Below are 18,087 nucleotides of genomic sequence, written 5' to 3' on the forward strand. Positions count from 1 at the left end.
ATTTTAAGAATTTTTTATACCTTGTGAGGTACTACTAACTATAAAATTTCACCCCATGGATAATTCGAATCTCACCTTTTGGCTATTGTTGTTGGCAGTTGGTATCATAGGCTTCCTGATTGGCTATTTGCTCCGTGGAGGCAGGAATGAGGCTTCGGGACAAGGAGAACTTGCCGAGTTAAAAAAGAAATCCGAATCCCTGGAAAAGGACTTAGCATCCTGCAAAGCAAAGCTGGCGGAAGCATCGGTGGCTTCCAGCGGGGGAAGTGAGGCCCATGAATTTGACTATAAGACAGCCAAAGCCATTTTTGGGAAGACCATAAAAGAAAACGACCTGAAGGTGATAGAAGGCATAGGACCCAAGATCGAAGGCCTGTTTCATAACTATGATATAAAGACCTGGGAGGCTTTGGCCCATTCTTCTGTTTCCAAATGTCAGGAAGTCCTTGAATCCGGAGGCGATCGGTACAGGGTGCACGACCCTTCTTCATGGCCCATGCAGGCAATGATGTGCTATGAAGGCAAATGGAAGGAACTACACCGGTGGCAGGTAGAACACAAGCATGGTAAACTTTAATTCCTGCCCTGCTCACCAGGGTACAGGGTATATACCGGATCGCTCTGCCAAAACTCCTTGGTATCCGTATCGATTATCGACAGACAACCCTTAAAAGCCGCCCCCGTATCTATATTCCAGACATTAGCTGATTTTTGAGGCACAGTTTCCCCAATACGGGTAACCGGGGTATGGCCAATATAGATCTCTTCGTATTGCTTTAATCTCGCCGGATATTTTGGTGAATCTAGGGGCAGTGAGGGATCCAGGGACAGGGCCAGTTCCCAAAGTGTTCGGTCCCAATAAAAGGTCTTGGTAAAATACTCATGGGTAACCCCTTTGGGGTTGGTAAAACCGGCATGTAGGAAGAGCCGGTTCCTGTTGTCGAGGTGAAAATTTTCCAACAGGTTAAAGAACTGTATATGCAGGTCTCTTATAGAAGGTTCAGACTGCTCATAGCTTTGTACTGTTGCTTCACCCCCACTTAACAACCATACGGGATTATCCCGTCCTGTGGTGAGCCAATTCAGGCAGAGTTCATCGTGGTTCCCTTTTAAAAAGATACATTGATGTGAGGACCTGAGACCTATCAGGAAGTTTACCGTTTCCACTGCTTCGCTCCAACCGTCTACATAGTCCCCCAGGAAGATCAGTATATCGTCCTCGGTTACTTCAGCCCGTTCCAATACCTGTTTCAGCGCCCTTAAACCGGCGTGGACATCCCCTACTACCAATGTTCTCATTTAGCAAAAATGGCGATTATTCCCACTATGGCAATGACCAACAGGACCAATAAAAAGATTTTCCAGAAAGAATACGGCCGGGTTCCGCTGATTACCCCCGTCTGTCCATTGATATAAAAGGCATACTCCTTTCCTTTAAACCTATAGGCACTAAGGTACACAGGAAGCAATATATGCTTAAATGTTTCCTCGCTCAACTTTATATCTGCATGGTGGATGCGTTGGGTATCGCCCCCGATATCTCGTCGAATCCAGTTGTAGGCAATATCCTTAGCCTTTTCAAAGGACCGTCGATGTCCTTCCTTAAGGGATACGGTATACTTTTCTGTCACGAAACCGGAGAGGTAATCGGAATGGAAGGGGACAAGTGTTTTGGTATCCCAACGCGCAATATGCTGCGGCATTTTTCTTTCCGGGTTCCTGGTGGCATTGACCAGGATATCATCAACAAAACCGGATACGTGTCCACTCGCCGGTGACCATCGGGTTTTTCGGACCTGTCTCCTTTCCATACCCTTTTTGGTTCGCACCATCTGGGTTTCATAATAATAATCGCCGCGTTGCCCCACGTACTGGGCAGACAATTGGGCATCAAACGTCCAGTAAGGCAGGTAGAGTCCATGTATGCCTTCAGGGTCCAGGGCCGCCCTTTTAAGTTTGTTTGGAGCAAACCAGAGTTTAGACACCCATTTTTTAAACAGTGTGCGGGCATGGTTGTTATCAAACTGAAAGGGGATCAAAGCCCCTGGTAAGATCCAGCCTTCTTCAGCTACATCCTCCCGGATCAGGGGTTCCCCGCAGTACACACAATGCAGGGATTTAAAATTCTCCTCAACATGCTGGTTGGCGCCACAATTCTTACAATGCAATAATTCTATCTTATCCGTGTGGGCCTGGCTGCCTACTACTTCAAGATAGTGTCTCAGTTCCAGTTCTTCAAAGCTGCTTTTGGAATGTTCAATGAATTCTTCGTAGCCGCAATATTCACAGATCACCTGTTGAGACCCTGGTTTATACCGCAGTTCTGCCCCACAATTGGCGCAGGATTTTTTTTTCTCGGACCTCTGGGTGTCTTCCATGCTTGCCTTTAGTTTCCCCTACGGAATCGCATTTCCCGCCTTCTATCAGGCAATTAACTAGTGGGTAAAGGTGGAGGGGTTGCACCACCCAGGAACCCTTTTAACTCTTCGATTTCCTGTAAAGGTGCCCAGTTGGCCATTCCAGGTTTCCAGATAAGGGAATCCCGGTTAATCGTCCGGTTGGCAAACAACTCCTTCAATCGGTCGAAGGATACCGGCCCCTGAGTTTGTCCGTTAACTGCGTAGTGATAAAGTATTTGTGCAGGAACCGGAGGGGGTGTTGCCTGTGTAAGCTGGGCAGGTGCTGCCTGAGGCTGGGTCGCCTGACCCATTACTGTACCCATTTGCTGGGCAAGGATCAGTCCCATGCCCATGCCCATGCCTGCACCGGCCGTTCCGCCTTCGTTCTTTGCCGCGGCTTCCATGGCTTTGGCAGCTTTAAATTGTGTCAGCTTGGACATATCCAGTTTATCCAGCCGGCTGTACTCGAAGATCTCCTTTTTGAGCTCTTCGGGCATAGAGACATTTTCGATATAGAACTTTTCCAGTTCAATGCCCACCCGGTTAAATTCAGGTTGCATGACCTCCTGGCAGGTTTCAGATAGTTCGCTGGTATTGGCGGCATAGAGCTCTATGGGCAGGTTGGCTTCGCCCACAGTATCTGTAAACCTGGTAACTATAAGGCTTTTTAAGTGTTCATTTACCTCGTAATTGGTAAAATTGCTGTCTGTTCCCACTACATCCACAACAAATTTTCCCGGGTCACTTATCCTGAAACTATAGGTGCCAAATGCCCTGATTTCCGTAAGACCAAAACGTTCATCGCTCAACATCACAGGATTTTTGGTGCCCCATTTCTCATCGGGGAAAAGTCGGGTATTTACAAAATATACTTCAGCTTTAAACGGACTGTTAAACCCATATTTCCATCCCTTTAAAGTAGCCAGGATAGGCAGGTTTTTGGTTTCCAGGGTGTAGGTTCCCGGTGTAAAAACATCGGCAAGTTGTCCCTCGCTGACAAATACGGCAGATTGCCCTTCCCGAACTACCAACTTCGCTGCATTTTTAATTTCATTCTGGTAGCGTTCAAACCGGTGAACAATGGTATCATTAGTTTCGTCCAGCCACTCAACTATGTCTATAAATTCGTGGCTTAGCTTCTTCTTTATTTCGTCAAATAGCCCCATTTTTTATTTGATATTTATGAGCTTAAAAGGTAAGGATTTCCACATAAGGGTACAAGGAATTTACCCCTCAAAAAGCGGTTGGTCTTACAGCAAATAATTGCAAAACTTGCCCGGGCTGTTAAAACTGTTTATTTTCGGGTCTCAAGCATTGAAAATGAAGAAGGTCTTTTGTATTGGGGAACTCCTGATTGATTTTGTAGCAGAAAATCAGGGCAATGACCTTTCAAAAGCAAAGGTGTTCACCAAAAAAGCAGGGGGCGCCCCGGCGAACGTAGCCTGTGCTATTTCGAAACTCGGCGGACAAAGTTCTTTTATCGGCTGTGTGGGTGCTGATCCCTTTGGCAGTTTCCTCCTGAACATTCTTGAAAAAAACAAGGTGGATTGTTCCCTGGTGCAACGTTCGGAAACCTTTACCACCCTTGCTTTCGTCTCACTGGCTGAAGATGGGGAACGGGATTTTGTCTTTAGTCGGGGTGCAGACAGGGAGCTTGAATACATGCCAGCAGTTAAAAAGGAATTCAAAAACAACATGATCCATTTTGGGGCGGCTACTGCCCTGTTGGGCGGGCCGCTGGAAAAAGCATATGGCCATTACTATTTTGATGCCCTCACCCAGGATATTTTTATCAGTTTTGACCCCAACTACCGCGCGGACCTCTGGAGAAACCGTTCTGAAGCTTTTGTAAAGAAGTGCCTCCCCTATATCGAAAAGGCCCACTTGTGTAAATTCTCCCTTGAGGAAGCTCAACTTATTTCGGGAGAAACCGATTTGGCGAGGGCATGTAAAGCCATACACGAAATTGGAACACAGTTAATCACCGTTACCCTGGGTGCCGATGGGACCTACATCAGTACGCCAAATGGCAGCCGCACTGTACCCAGTATCCCGGTAGAAGTCAGGGACACCACCGGGGCTGGCGATGCATTTATAGGATGCCTCCTTTACCAAATTTCAAAATTGTCAACCCCATCTTCAATAGTCCAGGATTGGTCCTTGCTTACAACTATGGTAGCGAATGCCAACAAGGCCGGCGCCATTACTACAACGCAATACGGGGCGATTGAATCCCTCCCTTCACAGACCGATTTGAACCTCTGATATGAACCAGGCAGCACTTCATCAATACCTGTCATCCGAGCAGCTGTCTGATCTAAAAAAGGCAGACCATACAGTTCTTTTCCAACAACGTCTTGGAGCGAACCTGACCCTCCTCCAGGATTTGTTCTTTTCGCTCTATACCAAAGCTGAACATCAGAAAACTTTTAACAGTCTGCTCGCGTTACTCCCTGATTTGCATAAGAAAAGGCCTGAGGTTTTAAAGGTCCGGGATTTAGAAAAACTCAAAAGCGGCAACTGGTATCTATCTGAGCAGATGGTGGGTATGCAGCTCTATGTGGACCATTTTAATGCCGACCTTAAAGGACTGCGGGAAAAATTACCCTACCTGCAAGACCTGGGAATAAACTTCCTGCACCTCATGCCCATAACCACCCGACCTGCGGGTGAAAGTGACGGGGGTTATGCCGTGAATGGATATACGGATATCGACCCAACCTATGGGTCCAAAAAAGACCTGGCAGCCCTTACCAAAAAAATGAGGGATGAAGGGATGTACCTGATGCTGGATTTTGTGGTTAACCATACCTCAAACGAATACCCATGGGCGGTAAAGGCACGGAAAGGCTCCAAAAAATATCAGGGATATTACTATACCTACGAAGACCGGGTAATCCCCGATGAATTTGAAAAGTCCCTGCCGGAAGTATTTCCACAGACGTCCCCAGGCAATTATACTTTTGACAAGGAGATGGGACGCTGGGTAATGACGGTATTCAACGATTATCAGTGGGACCTCAACTATACCAATCCCGAGGTATTCATGGCCATGCTCAAAAACCTCGTGGGGCTCTCCAACCTCGGGGTGGATGTTGTGCGATTCGACGCACTGGCCTTTCTCTGGAAAAAATTAGACACCATTTCACAAAACCTCCCGGAGGCGCACCGGCTGATCAGCCTTTTCCGGTTGTGCCTGCAGGTGGTCGCCCCGGGTGTGATCCTGCTAGCCGAAGCCATCGTACCGCCAAAGGAAATAATGAAATATTTCGGGGAGGGTATCTACCGGGGCAACGAATGTGAAATTGCCTACAATGCCACTTTTATGGCCCTGCTCTGGAACAGCATTGCCACCAAGGAAACGGTGATGATGCGGAAAAGCCTGGAAGATCTGTTAGCAAAGCCGGAATCCTCCACCTGGATCAATTATGTACGTTGCCATGACGATATCGGGCTGGGCTATGATGATCGCTTCATTCACGAGATGGGCTGGTCCCCTCAACCACATCGGCGGTTCCTGCTGGATTATTATTGTCAGGGGCTGGACTGGTCGCCTTCTATTGGCCAGATATTCATGCACAACCCAAAAACAGGGGACGGGCGCATCACCGGAAGTGCAGCTTCTCTTTTAGGGCTTGAAAAAGCTTTGCAGGAAGAGGATGCTGAAGGGATTTCCCAGGCGCTCAACAAAATGGTGCTGCTCCATGGATTGGTATTGTCTTATGGGGGTATCCCGATGATTTACGGGGGAGACGAATGGGCGGCGCTCAATGATTATTCGTACCTCAACGATACATAAAAGAAGAACGACAGCCGCTGGGTAAACCGGCCCAGGCACGATTGGAAAAAAATAAATGAGCTCCTGAAAGATCCCGATAGTCCGGCTTATTATGTTTTCAATCAACTCAAAAAACTAATCAATATTCGCAAAGAGCACCCCTGTTTGGCCGACAGCAACAACCTGGATCTACTGGACATTGGAAACCCCCATGTTTTTGCTTTTGAGCGGATAGGACAAAATGGCCCGGGTATCCTTGTCCTGGGCAACTTCCATGAAGAAGCACAAGCCATTAACAGTTCATTTCTGGCCCATCTCGGCTACATCAATAAAGGCAGGCTAAACGAACTTATTCAGGGAAAACCAATTGAACTGAGCAGCGGGTTGCTGGATCTTGCGCCTTACGAGCTGCTTTGGCTAAAACAGTTTTAGCTGTACTTCACTTTTCTCAATACCCTCAGGGCTTCTTTTAATGCCTGATAACTGGTTTTGTCATACTTTTTAAGCAAGGCCCGAGCGTGGTCCATCTGATCCTTGGCCTCCTCAAAACCATTTAAATAACAGATCAGATAGGTGCTTGGCAAATGCATCAGGTCCGTCAGTTCATTGGGTTTTAAACGAGCTCCCCGGTCCAGTTTACCCAGCAGGGCATTGTTGGCGTTATAAATGTGATACAGGGTTTTCCGATCATACTGGGGTGGCGTAAAGATGAGTTCGCTCTGGATGTGGTAGGTGCCATTGTCCGCAAAACTGATCTTTACGTTTTCGAGCGGGTAGTATTTCTGGCTGGTCCCCAATCCCAGTTGAACGTATTCGATGATACTAAAGGAATGATCATCATAGGTAATGGAGATCTCATCAAGGGCCGAATAGAAAAGCTTCACCTGTTCGTTGATGAGCTCAATATCCACCCGGGAATAGTACAGGTTTTGTTTTACACGCTTCTGGTTACCCGCCCAGCAGACTACGAATTGTTCCTTAAAGACCTTGTAGTGGCTGTTCAGGTCCCCGTGCCTGTGGTTGATAAAATCGATAACCCCATCCAGGGTAAGCTCAATATTGTTGCGGGCGTGTTGTTCAATGGTAGCAACGGTCTGGGAATTGATGTCTTTCAGCACGACATCAAAGGCCTTGGGCATGCTGATGCTGCCTTCGCGGAAAAATACTGACCCTCCATAGTACTTCCAGATATTGCGCCTGAGGGAACACACCTTGCCGTTGGAGCTGATGGTAACCAGGCCCACTACTTTGCCCTCCGGCAGCTGAGGGAACTGTATATTTTCGTAAGCAATGAGAGGGGGATTATCCAGGTAGGCATTGACAAGGTTCTGGATCTTGCTGTCGTCAAAGAAATCGACCCCAACAATCTTGTTATCCTCATCCTCAACGCCAACAACGATATAGGAATTGTTTTTGGGGTTGCTGTTGGCCAGGGCACAAACGTGTTTTAGAAATTTGGCCTTCCCTTCCTTATGCCCGATATTGATAAAACGCTTTTTGTCGTAAAAACTGTTCTCATCACTGTGTGCGAGCAAGTTTTTTACGAGGAGGCGTTTGTTGATCATAATTCCTTCTTCACTATTGTACTGCTTGCCTGGGCAGTAGGCATAACCACCAGGTCAGCAATGTTGACGTGATAGGGACGGGTCACCACAAAGAGGATAATGTCTGCTATATCCTCAGGTTTGAGTGCCTGATACCCACGGTACACAGAATCGGCCCGTTCCTTGTCCCCTTTGAATCGCACTTCACTAAATTCGGTTTCCACAAGTCCGGGGTTGACAGCCCCTACTCGTATGCCGTAGTCATTCAGGTCCAGGCGCATTCCCTGGTTGATCGCATCTACGGCATGCTTGCTGGCACAATAGACATTTCCTTTGGGGTAGACCTCCTTGCCAGCGGTAGACCCGATATTTATGATATGCCCGGATTTCCTGGCCACCATTTGCGGAATCACTGCCTTGGAGACATAAAGCAACCCTTTTACATTGATATCGATCATGGCTTCCCAGTCGGCCACACTCCCGGAGTCAATCGGATCCAGACCGTGTGCGTTTCCCGCGTTATTGACCAGGATGTCAATAGCGGCAAAGGGTTCGGGTAAACCGGAGATCGCATCAAACACCTTTTCCTTCTCCCTTACATCAAATTTCAGGGTCAGCACCTCCGTCTTATTTCCCAATTCAGAAACCAGTGCTTTCAACCTTTCTTCACGCCTGCCGCAAAGAATAAGCCGGTATTCCTTTCGGGCAAAAGCGCGGGCCGTTGCCAGTCCAATACCACTTGTGGCCCCGGTAATCAAAACATTCTTCTTTTCCATAATAAATCGATGTGAGGTTAAGGTACTTTGTGGCCTTGTGAGGCAGTTAACAAAAGGAACCAGTCCTCCTGCTCCAGGTGGATCTGCACCGCTTCGGCAGATTCCTTCAGTCTTTCCGGGTTCGCAGTGCCCACTACGGGATGGACCCCCGCAGGATGCTTCAGCAACCAGGCCAGTAACAGCTGGCTGACCGAGGCTTTATATTTTTTCTTCAGGGGTTTAAGGACCTTCTTTATCCGTTTTCGCTGTTCGTTCTTTTCCCGGAAATAACTACCTAACGGACTCCAGGCCATCAGCATGCGGTCCCTGATCAGGGCGTCGTCAGTGGTGCCATCGAACATGACCGAATGTGAGGTAAGTGAGAATTCTACCTGATTCCCTTCTACCGGAATTTCCTTCTCGATTAAAGCGATTTGTGAAGGGGTGAAATTGGAAACCCCAAAATGCTTTACCTTTCCGGCTTTCATGAGTTTTTGTAGTGCAGCAGCCACTTCTTCCGGGTGCATTAAGGGACTTGGCCGGTGCAGCAGGAAGAGGTCCAGATAATCTGTTTTTAGTTCTTTCAGCGACCTTTCTGCAGACCATAGGATGTAGTCTGTTGTATAGTCATAGTGCTTTACTTTGTTGTTCCTGGCCTCGCCTACATACTGGATCCCGCACTTGGTGATAAACTGAACTTTATCCCGGGAAATTCCGCTTTTTGAAAAGGCTTTTCCGAAATCTCCCTCGGTACTGTACCCACCGTAAATATCCGCATGGTCAAAAGTGGTGATCCCCACATCCAGGCAGTGGTGCATCAGCTGATCCATTTCCTTGGTACTAAGCTGTTTGCCCCCACTTCCCCAGGTCATCACACCGGAGATGATCCGTGAAAATTGGTTTTGGTTTTCCATATAGTCGTGAAAATAAAAATCAATCCCTTAAATCCTTCATAAAACTAAGGGATTTCGGGGATTTTTAACCTATCGTTAACAGGCAAACCGTAAATAAATTTTCAATTTGCGAGTTACGAAAAAAGCAACCTTTTGATAAACCTTTACTAAGACATCTACATGGAACAAAATACAGCTTTGGACATAAGCGCAGTCAATGAAAAAATAGCCGAGGAAAGTGCTTTTATTGACCTGCTTATGCTCGAAATGGATAAGGCGATAATTGGTCAGCGGCACATGGTGGAGCGCCTGTTGATTGGTTTGCTGGGGCAGGGACATATTTTGCTCGAAGGAGTTCCCGGTCTGGCTAAGACCCTTGCGATCAACACCCTGTCCAGGGCCGTAAAAGGAAGTTTCAGCCGGATACAATTTACTCCTGACCTATTGCCTGCAGACGTCATCGGAACCCTGATCTACAATATCAAGGAGAACGATTTCTCTATCAAGAAAGGGCCCATCTTTGCCAACTTTGTCCTGGCCGACGAGATCAACCGGGCGCCAGCTAAAGTGCAGTCGGCCCTTCTGGAAGCCATGCAGGAAAGACAGGTAACCATCGGGGACGAAACCTTTCCGTTAGACAAGCCGTTCCTGGTTATGGCTACTCAGAACCCGGTAGAACAGGAAGGGACCTATCCACTTCCCGAAGCGCAGGTAGACCGGTTTATGCTTAAAACGGTGATTGATTATCCCAAGATGAACGAGGAGCAGTTGATCATGCGTCAAAACCTTTCCGGTGGACCTGAGGCGATCAAGCCTGTGATTACGCTGAAGCAAATCCTTAATGCCCAGAAGGCCGTGCAGGATGTTTACATGGACGAAAAGATCGAGAAATACATCCTCGATTTGGTATTTGCAACCCGCTATCCGGAAAAATACGAGCTCAAGGATTTAAAACCCCTGATCAGTTTTGGTGCCTCCCCCAGGGGAAGCATTAATCTTGCCAATGCTGCAAAATGCTATGCGTTTATCAAAAGGCGCGGCTATGTGATCCCTGAGGATGTCCGCGCTGTAGTACATGATGTGCTCAGGCACCGTATTGGCATTACTTACGAAGCCGAAGCGGAGAACATCACTTCAGAGGAGATCATAAATCGTATTGTTAACGAGGTTGAAGTGCCTTAAAACCTGCAGGGCTGACCGGGGAAATTCCTTTCCGGTGATAGTACCAGCCCCTGTTTTTTGAGCCATGTACGCCTTTAGGGCAACCGTTGTGGAGTTATGGATACGAAGGAATTACTAAAGAAAGTACGAAAGATCGAGATCAAGACGAGGCGCTTGTCTGATCATATCTTTGGGGGAGAGTACCACTCTACCTTCAAAGGGCGGGGTATGACCTTCAGTGAAGTACGGCAATACCAGTTCGGGGACGATGTACGAACAATCGACTGGAATGTAACCGCGCGGTACAACGAGCCTTTTGTAAAGGTATTTGAAGAGGAAAGGGAACTAACCATGATGCTCCTGGTAGATATCAGCGGTTCGGAATACTTCGGGACAGTCAACCAGTTTAAAAAAGGCATTATTACCGAAATAAGTGCCACCCTTGCTTTCTCAGCGCTGCAGAACAATGATAAGGTGGGGTTGATCCTCTTCTCTGATGAGATAGAGCTCTTTATCCCCCCTAAAAAAGGAAAGAGCCACGTGCTGCGGATCATCAGGGAATTGATTGAATTTTCCCCAAAAAGCCGGAAGACCAACATTGCAGAAGCGCTTAAATATTTCACCAATGTGATCAAAAAAAGGGCGATTGTTTTCGTATTGTCCGATTTCATCTGCGACGACTATGAGCGTACCCTTAAGGTTACTGGTAACAAACACGACGTAACCGGGATACGGGTATACGACTTCAACGAAGAAACCCTCCCCAACCTGGGCCTCGTTCAAATGGAAGATGCTGAAACTGGTGCTATTCAGCTTATCAATACACAGTCCAGGAAAGTCAGGAAGGCCTATGAAGCCTACCACCGCGAACGCGTGGATTACTTCAGGGACGTATTTAAAAAATCTGGCTGCGGCACATTGAGTTGTCGGGTAGACGAAAGCTATGTAAAGAAATTACTGGGTTATTTTAAAGCGCGGGCATAGGTAAAAATGGAGGCAGCAGTAAATACATATCGTCAGGAACATACAGGGTGGAAAGTACACTTTCTACTTTTTTTGTTTCTGGTAGCTTCCTGTCTGGCGGGTAGGGCCCAAACCGAACCTGTGATCAGGACAGAAGCAGATACCACGCAGATCCGAATCGGGGAACAGATCAAATTCAGGATAAGCGTTGAGACCGATACTACCTCCCAGGTGATCTTTCCGGAAGGGCAAACCTTCTCTCCTCTGGAGACTGTTGAGGCCTTCAAGACGGATACCAATAAGACCAAAGACCGCATGATCCTCCAAAAAATATACGCCCTGACCCAGTTTGATTCGGGGATGTATGTTTTACCCACACAGCGGATAGAAATTGACGGAACCGGTTATTTTACAGATTCCCTGCTGGTGGCCGTGGCCTCCGTCCCTGTAGACACCACGGCACAGCCCATGTATGACATCAAACCGCTGATGACCGTAGAAAAAAGCAACTCCCTGTTCTGGTTCCTCATATTTTTCGGTGCCCTGCTTATTGGGCTGATCTCCTGGCTGGTGTATCGCAGGCTTACGCGGGAAAAACCCCTTACGGAAGAAGAAAAGGAAGCCCAACTCCCGCCATATGAACGCGCTTTGCTGGAGTTGAAGCGCCTGGAAAACTCCAAATACCTGATCCAGGATGAATACAAAAAATATTACTCTGAGCTCACTGATATTGTAAGGGGATACCTGGAAGAGGAAGTACAAATTGGCGCCCTGGAAAGTACCACCAGGCAGTTGATTGAAAAACTGGAACTCCTCAAAGATGCCGGGGAACTCAACCTGGAGGATGACACCATAACACAGTTCAGTAAGATACTTCAGACCGCTGACCTTGTAAAGTTTGCCAGGTCCAAGCCCCCTACCCAGGTAGCTGAAAAGGATCGCATGGCCCTGGAGCAACTGGTCACCAAAACCCATGAGGCCCTCCCGGAGCCAGATGAAGAAGAGCTGTTGCAACAGGAAGAATATTTGAAGCTGCTGGCGGAGCAGAAACGTAAGAAAAGAAGGGTGCAATATGGCATAGCGGCAGTGGTAGTAATCCTTATAGCCCTAGGTTCCCTCGTGGCCTACATGGGTCCCGGGCTTTTCTGGGATACGGTTACCAGACACCCCACCAAACAATTGCTGGAAAGGGAATGGGTCTCCAGTACTTACGGAATACCACCCATAAGCCTGGAATCTCCGGATGTATTACTGAGGGATAACACGCCTTTGTCCCCGGAAGAAGAGGAAGCTGTGAAAGAGCGATATGCGTTCGTATACCAGAACCCTGATGCTCTTTTCTCTATAGGTACCCGTTCCACTTTGCTGAAACAGGCGGTTGAGCCCGATTATGAAAAAAGCCTTGAAGAGGTACTAAAAAAATTAGAGGAACAAGGGGCCAGAAACCTTCTCACCAAAAAAGAAGAATTTACTACCCGTACGGGCGTGAAGGGTGTGAAAGTCTATGGCCGGGGAACCTTTACCCTACCGGACTCGGACACGAGCATACGCGGACAATACGCGGTATTCTTTTTCGGGGGTAACGGATTCCAGCAGCAGATCGTGCTTACCTGGCCCGATGGAGATGAATATGCTGAAGAGATTATAAAACGAATAGAAAATTCACTGGAAGTTAAATTAGAAAGCTAGTGTTACAGAACATTGAATTTGCGAATCCTGAATTCTTCTGGCTGCTCTTAGCACTGCCTGTAGCCGTGCTTTGGTATCTGTGGAAGCGCAAACAGGAGGTGGCATCCCTAAAGATTTCCAGTACCAGGGGCTTCCGGGTCAAGAGCCTGTTGCCAAAATTGAAACCCCTGCTCTTCATAATGCGCCTGCTCGCCCTGAGTGCCATTATTGTAGCCATGGCCCGACCACAGACAGAGGATATTTCCACACGGACCAAAACCACAAAGGGGATTGATATTGTAATGGCAATTGACGTCTCCTCGAGTATGCTGGCGAGGGATCTAAAACCCAACAGGCTCTCCGCATTGAAGGAAGTCGCAGCGGATTTTATCCGCCAACGCCCTAATGACCGCATCGGATTGGTGGTTTATGCCGGGGAAAGCTATACCAAAACCCCCATTACCAGCGATAAGTCCATTGTGCTCAATGCCTTGAAGGAAATCACCTATGGCGAACTCACCGATGGCACCGCAATCGGGATGGGCCTGGCAACATCAGTTAACCGTTTAAAGGAGAGCAAGTCCGTTAGTAAGGTCATTATCCTCCTGACCGACGGGGTTAACAATTCTGGATTTATCGAACCCCAGACTGCTGCTGATCTGGCCATTGAATTTGACATTAAGACCTACACCATTGGTTTGGGGACCAATGGGAACGCCCTTTCCCCTATTGCCTATAACGAAGACGGATCGTTCCGCTATGGGATGCGACAGGTTGAGATTGATGAAGAACTTCTTCAGGATATAGCAAATACTACCGGGGGAAGGTACTTCAGGGCAACAGACAACGAAAAACTGGAGGCTATTTACGATGAGATAAATAAGCTGGAAAAAACAGAGATCGAAGAGTTCAAATATTATAAATACGAAGAAAAATTCAGGCCCTGGGTGCTGTTGGCCGGTGCACTGCTGGTATTGGAATGGCTGATGCGGATGTCCGTATTCAGAAGTTTTATTTGATCATAAATGGTACAGATCGACGACACGACATATTTCTACCTCTTGTTCATCATTCCGGTGATGATCGTCCTGTTTATCGGGTATCAGATCTGGAGGAGGAAAACAAGGAGACGTTTTGCCCACCCCCTGCTCCTGCGCCGGTTAAGCCCGGAACGGTCGCGGTATAAATCGGTACTGAAACTTATATTTTTCCTTTTCGGCCTGGTATTTTTAGTGCTGGGCCTCGCCAATCCTAAAATTGGCACCAAACTGGAAACGGTAAAGCGGGAAGGGGTAGACATCGTTTTTGCTGTGGACGTTTCCAAAAGCATGCTCGCCGAGGACATTGCTCCAAACCGACTGGAAAAAGCGAAAAGGCTGGTCTCAGAAATCATCAACCAACTGGCCAGTGACCGGATCGGTATCATCGCCTACGCGGCCCAGGCCTATCCCCAGCTCCCGATCACTACAGATTACGGAGCGGCAAAGATGTTCCTTCAGAGTATGAATACAGATATGCTGTCCTCACAGGGTACCGCGATCAACGAAGCTATCGAACTGGCGGCCACCTATTTCAATGATGAGGATCAGACCAACCGGGTATTGTTTATTGTCTCGGACGGTGAAGACCATTCGGGAGATGCTACCATAGATGCTGTAGACCTTGCCGTGGAAGAAGGGATAAGGATCTATACCATAGGTGTGGGTACCTCCAAAGGTGGTCCAATACCTCTGAAGCGCAATGGTGTTGTGGAAAGCCTTAAACGGGATGCGGAAGGTGAGGTGGTGATCACCCGGCTTAATGAGGACATCCTTGAGGATATTGCCGATGATGGTGAAGGAGAATTCATTGATGGATCCAACACCGAGGAAGCCGTTGCCCTGATCAGGGAAGAACTGCTTCAGATGGATAAAAAAGAGTTTGAAGCCAAGCAGTTTGCAGAATTCAAGGATCAGTTTCAGTGGTTTTTGGCTGCAGGCCTGTTATTTCTATTTTTGGATGTCTTTCTGCTCGACAGGAAGACGCAGTGGTTAAAGAAACTGGATTTGTTTAATGAAAGGGAAGATGAATAAGATAAAAAAAAGACTTGTAGGGCTTCTATTGGTTCCTGGCCTTTTTCTGACTGCACAGGAACAGCAGGATCCCGATCAGGAAAGGGCCCTGCAGCGCTCTACTAACCTTACCTGGGAGGCCAACAAAGAACTTTCAGAAAATGATTTTGTTGGGGCAGAAGCCGATTACCGCAGGGCAATTTCAAAGAGTACTGAGAACATAGCAGCTCCTTACAATCTGGGTAATGCGTATTACAACAGGTCCAGTTACAGTGAAGCCTTCGGACGCTTTAAGCAGGCGGGAGAACTGGCCAAAGACAAAGGGGACAAGCACAGGGCATTCCACAATATGGGGAATGTTTTTATGAAGAATAAGGAATATCAGAAAGCCGTTGAGGCGTATAAGGAAGCCCTGAGGAACAACCCGGGGGATGAAGAAACCCGATACAACCTCGCCCTGGCCAAAGAGCTGCTGGAAAAGGACAAACAAAACCAGAAAAACGAGGATAACGAGGAGGACCAGGATCAAAAAGATCAACAGGAACAAAACCAGGAGCAGCAAAACAACGAGGGCCAACAGGAACAGGACCAGAAACAGGAACAGGATCCCAATCAGCAGGGAGATCAGGAGAAAGAAGAAAATAAAGAAGGGCAGGGTGAAGAAAAACAGGAGCAACAAAAACAACCCGAACAAGGGGATAAAGAACGCAAACAACAACCCAGGCCCAACCAATTGTCCCCTGAGCAAATAAAGAACCTGCTGGAGGCGATGCAAAATGAGGAAAAGAAAGTGCAGGAAAAAATGGACGCCAAAAAGGTGAAAGGGGTAAAGATTAAAAACGTAAAAGACTGGTGATCAGAAATTGGCTAACATATGGGTTCTTTGTTTTGTCATTCTTACTGATGGCCCCGGTGGTTGCGCAGGAAGACGATCAGGACGTTTCCTTTCAGCTTATCCTGAGCAAGAATACACTGGGGATCAATGAACGCCTTCGGGTTGAGTTTACCATGAACAGGGACGGGGACAATTTTCAACCTCCTGATTTTGAGGGTTTCAGGGTGGTAATGGGACCCATTCAGTCGATAAAGTCTTCCTGGATCAACGGGGTGCGGGAATATTCCAAAACCTATTCTTACACCCTTGCACCTACGGCACGAGGCCGGTTTACTATCAAACAGGCCACTATTGATATCGACGGGGAAACCTACAAATCCCTTCCTGAACAAGTAACCGTTACCGCAGCGGTGGATAAACCTAGTGAGGGTAAGAACGTGGATGATGTTGCCACTGAAAACCTGCACCTTGTGGCAGAAGTATCCAAAACTGATCCCTACCTCAACGAGGGAATCAGCGTGGTATACAAGCTCTACGTGAGCCCAACCATCAACGTGTCAGATTTCCGTCCACTGGACAATCCCAAATACAATAACTTCTGGAGCCAGGATCTGCCATTGAACCGGTATACAGTGGAAAACACCACCTACCAGGGCAAGCCCTATCGCTACGTTGTTTTGAAAAGAGTTGTGCTTTATCCGCAGAAGGACGGAAAGTTGGAAATAGAACCCCTCTCACTTGATGTTACCCTGGATGTACCCACGGACAAACGTGATTTCTTTGGGCGCCGAACGTATACACAGACCAATATCACGGTGTCTGCAGGGAGAAGGTCCATCAATGTGAAGCCACTTCCCGAGCAGGGAAAACCGGATTCATTTTCGGGTGCTGTAGGGGAGTTTGAGTTTTCGGTAAGCACCTCCAAAAATATACTGAACGCAGCTGAATCCCTGCAAGCAAAGGTTGCCGTTAAAGGAAAGGGAAATTTGAAATTATTCCAGTTGCCGGAACCCAGTCTGCCCGGCGCCCTTGAGGTTTATGAACCTGAGTTCAAGGAGAACATCAGGACCACCCTTTCTGGCATGCAGGGCGAAGTGAGCAACGAGTATACTATCGTCCCGGCTTACCGCGGAAAGTACCCCATCCCCGGGATATCGTTCAGTTATTTCAACCCGAAAACAGAGCAGTATCAAACCATAAGTTCAGACGAGATTACCATTAATGTACTGGAAGGTCCGCAAAGGGAAAGTACCCCATCAAGTACTGCTCCGGCAAAACGCGAAGCGGTTGTTGTTGCCGGGGGCAATCAGTTTAATTTCATCAAACTGAAACCGGGGCTTATCGATAAAAGCAATTCTTTTTTCTTTGGGACAACTCGCTTTTACCTCTGGTTGCTGTCCCCCGTACTCCTTATTCCCCTTGCTGTGATTTTCGGCAGGAAACGGGAAGCACTAGCCAAAGACGAGGAGGGCAACAGAATCAAGAAAGCGAACAAACTCGCCAGAAAATACCTTTCTACCGCCAAAAAAACGCTGGGCGATAAGGAGGCCTTTTACGTGGCCATGGAGAAAGCCCTGCACAATTACCTAAAGGCAAAATTAAAAATAGAGACCTCGGAGTTTGCTAAAGAGAAGATTGCAGATCTCCTGAACAAAAAGGGAGTGGATTCAGAAACCACGCAAGGTTTTATTGGACTGTTGAAAAATTGTGAAATGGCCCGGTACAGCCCATTCTCAAATGTACAGATGCAGCAGGACTATCGCAATGCAAGCGAGGTCATATCGGCAATAGATAAACAACTATGAGCATGAAATTTTGGGCAGGTATACTCATATCACTGTGGTGTTCCTGGGCAATCGCCCAGCCTGAAGTCATGTTCGACAGTGCGACCGTTGCTTATAATAAGGGAGATTACGAAAAGGCCATTTCGTATTACGAGGATATTCTGGAAGGTGGAAAACATTCTGCAGCACTCTACTACAACCTCGGTAATTGCTATTATAAGCTCAATCAAATTGCCCCCAGCATCTATTATTACGA

The 18,087-nt window shown here is 47.5% G+C and carries 18 protein-coding genes; 12 read left to right on the forward strand and 6 right to left on the reverse strand.

The window, feature by feature from the left end:
• The first annotated feature begins 55 nt into the window (after positions 1–55).
• Positions 56–577, forward strand: a complete 522-nt coding sequence (locus AC4E7D_RS00640) for a hypothetical protein (protein ID WP_490171864.1) — start codon at positions 56–58, stop codon at positions 575–577.
• Here the strand turns inward: AC4E7D_RS00640 and AC4E7D_RS00645 are convergent.
• The 3 genes from AC4E7D_RS00645 to AC4E7D_RS00655 are packed head-to-tail and all read right to left on the reverse strand — an operon-like array spanning position 574 to position 3,565.
• Positions 574–1,299 (reverse strand): metallophosphoesterase, encoded by a 726-nt coding sequence (locus AC4E7D_RS00645; protein ID WP_490171865.1) that lies wholly within the window; start codon positions 1,297–1,299, stop codon positions 574–576. The genes AC4E7D_RS00640 and AC4E7D_RS00645 overlap by 4 nt on opposite strands.
• Positions 1,296–2,378, reverse strand: coding sequence for a TFIIB-type zinc ribbon-containing protein (locus tag AC4E7D_RS00650; RefSeq protein WP_490171866.1), 1,083 nt, complete (start codon positions 2,376–2,378; stop codon positions 1,296–1,298). The genes AC4E7D_RS00645 and AC4E7D_RS00650 overlap by 4 nt, the downstream gene beginning before the upstream one ends.
• A gap of 53 nt (positions 2,379–2,431) precedes the next feature.
• Positions 2,432–3,565, reverse strand: coding sequence for an SPFH domain-containing protein (locus AC4E7D_RS00655; protein WP_490171867.1), 1,134 nt, complete (start codon positions 3,563–3,565; stop codon positions 2,432–2,434).
• A 154-nt stretch (positions 3,566–3,719) separates the two neighbouring features.
• On the opposite strand from AC4E7D_RS00655, the gene AC4E7D_RS00660 reads away from it, so the two are divergent.
• The 3 genes from AC4E7D_RS00660 (at position 3,720) to AC4E7D_RS00670 (ending at position 6,609) form a co-directional block, all read left to right on the forward strand.
• Positions 3,720–4,664 (forward strand): carbohydrate kinase family protein, encoded by a 945-nt coding sequence (locus AC4E7D_RS00660; RefSeq protein ID WP_490171868.1) that lies wholly within the window; start codon positions 3,720–3,722, stop codon positions 4,662–4,664.
• Position 4,665: 1 nt separating this feature from the next.
• Positions 4,666–6,198, forward strand: a complete 1,533-nt coding sequence (locus AC4E7D_RS00665) for an alpha-amylase family glycosyl hydrolase (RefSeq protein WP_490171869.1) — start codon at positions 4,666–4,668, stop codon at positions 6,196–6,198.
• 144 nt (positions 6,199–6,342) lie between these two features.
• Positions 6,343–6,609 (forward strand): hypothetical protein, encoded by a 267-nt coding sequence (locus AC4E7D_RS00670; RefSeq protein ID WP_490171870.1) that lies wholly within the window; start codon positions 6,343–6,345, stop codon positions 6,607–6,609.
• On the opposite strand, the gene AC4E7D_RS00675 is transcribed toward AC4E7D_RS00670, so the two are convergent.
• From AC4E7D_RS00675 to AC4E7D_RS00685, 3 genes are read right to left on the reverse strand one after another with little or no spacing between them, the layout of a single operon-like run.
• Positions 6,606–7,742 carry an ATP-binding protein gene (locus AC4E7D_RS00675; RefSeq protein ID WP_490171871.1) on the reverse strand — a complete coding sequence of 379 codons (1,137 nt, stop codon included), beginning with the start codon at positions 7,740–7,742 and terminating at the stop codon, positions 6,606–6,608. The genes AC4E7D_RS00670 and AC4E7D_RS00675 overlap by 4 nt on opposite strands.
• The gene (locus AC4E7D_RS00680) at positions 7,739–8,497 is read right to left on the reverse strand and encodes an SDR family NAD(P)-dependent oxidoreductase (RefSeq protein ID WP_490171872.1); all 759 of its coding nucleotides are present in this window, start codon (positions 8,495–8,497) and stop codon (positions 7,739–7,741) included. The genes AC4E7D_RS00675 and AC4E7D_RS00680 overlap by 4 nt, the downstream gene beginning before the upstream one ends.
• A 17-nt stretch (positions 8,498–8,514) precedes the next feature.
• Positions 8,515–9,390: an aldo/keto reductase gene (locus AC4E7D_RS00685; RefSeq protein ID WP_490171873.1), complete on the reverse strand. Its 876-nt coding sequence runs from the start codon at positions 9,388–9,390 to the stop codon at positions 8,515–8,517.
• Between the two features lie 159 nt (positions 9,391–9,549).
• Between AC4E7D_RS00685 and AC4E7D_RS00690 the strand changes: the two genes are divergently transcribed.
• The 8 genes from AC4E7D_RS00690 to AC4E7D_RS00725 all read left to right on the forward strand — a co-directional run.
• On the forward strand, positions 9,550–10,551 hold the full coding sequence (locus AC4E7D_RS00690) for an AAA family ATPase (protein ID WP_490171874.1): 1,002 nt from the start codon (positions 9,550–9,552) through the stop codon (positions 10,549–10,551).
• 96 nt (positions 10,552–10,647) lie between these two features.
• Positions 10,648–11,514 carry a DUF58 domain-containing protein gene (locus AC4E7D_RS00695; protein WP_490171875.1) on the forward strand — a complete coding sequence of 289 codons (867 nt, stop codon included), beginning with the start codon at positions 10,648–10,650 and terminating at the stop codon, positions 11,512–11,514.
• Positions 11,515–11,520: 6 nt separating this feature from the next.
• Positions 11,521–13,182 (forward strand): hypothetical protein, encoded by a 1,662-nt coding sequence (locus tag AC4E7D_RS00700; protein ID WP_490171876.1) that lies wholly within the window; start codon positions 11,521–11,523, stop codon positions 13,180–13,182.
• Positions 13,182–14,180, forward strand: coding sequence for a vWA domain-containing protein (locus AC4E7D_RS00705; protein WP_490171877.1), 999 nt, complete (start codon positions 13,182–13,184; stop codon positions 14,178–14,180). The genes AC4E7D_RS00700 and AC4E7D_RS00705 overlap by 1 nt, the downstream gene beginning before the upstream one ends.
• 6 nt (positions 14,181–14,186) lie before the next feature.
• Positions 14,187–15,233 carry a vWA domain-containing protein gene (locus tag AC4E7D_RS00710; RefSeq protein ID WP_490171878.1) on the forward strand — a complete coding sequence of 349 codons (1,047 nt, stop codon included), beginning with the start codon at positions 14,187–14,189 and terminating at the stop codon, positions 15,231–15,233.
• Positions 15,226–16,068, forward strand: coding sequence for a tetratricopeptide repeat protein (locus tag AC4E7D_RS00715; RefSeq protein ID WP_490171879.1), 843 nt, complete (start codon positions 15,226–15,228; stop codon positions 16,066–16,068). The genes AC4E7D_RS00710 and AC4E7D_RS00715 overlap by 8 nt, the downstream gene beginning before the upstream one ends.
• A 47-nt stretch (positions 16,069–16,115) precedes the next feature.
• Positions 16,116–17,852 (forward strand): BatD family protein, encoded by a 1,737-nt coding sequence (locus AC4E7D_RS00720; protein WP_490171881.1) that lies wholly within the window; start codon positions 16,116–16,118, stop codon positions 17,850–17,852.
• Positions 17,853–17,854: 2 nt separating this feature from the next.
• Positions 17,855–18,087, forward strand: a 233-nt coding sequence (locus AC4E7D_RS00725) for a tetratricopeptide repeat protein (RefSeq protein ID WP_490171880.1), incomplete at its 3' end; no start/stop codon positions are given.

Source organism: Lentiprolixibacter sp. (assembly GCF_982873095.1).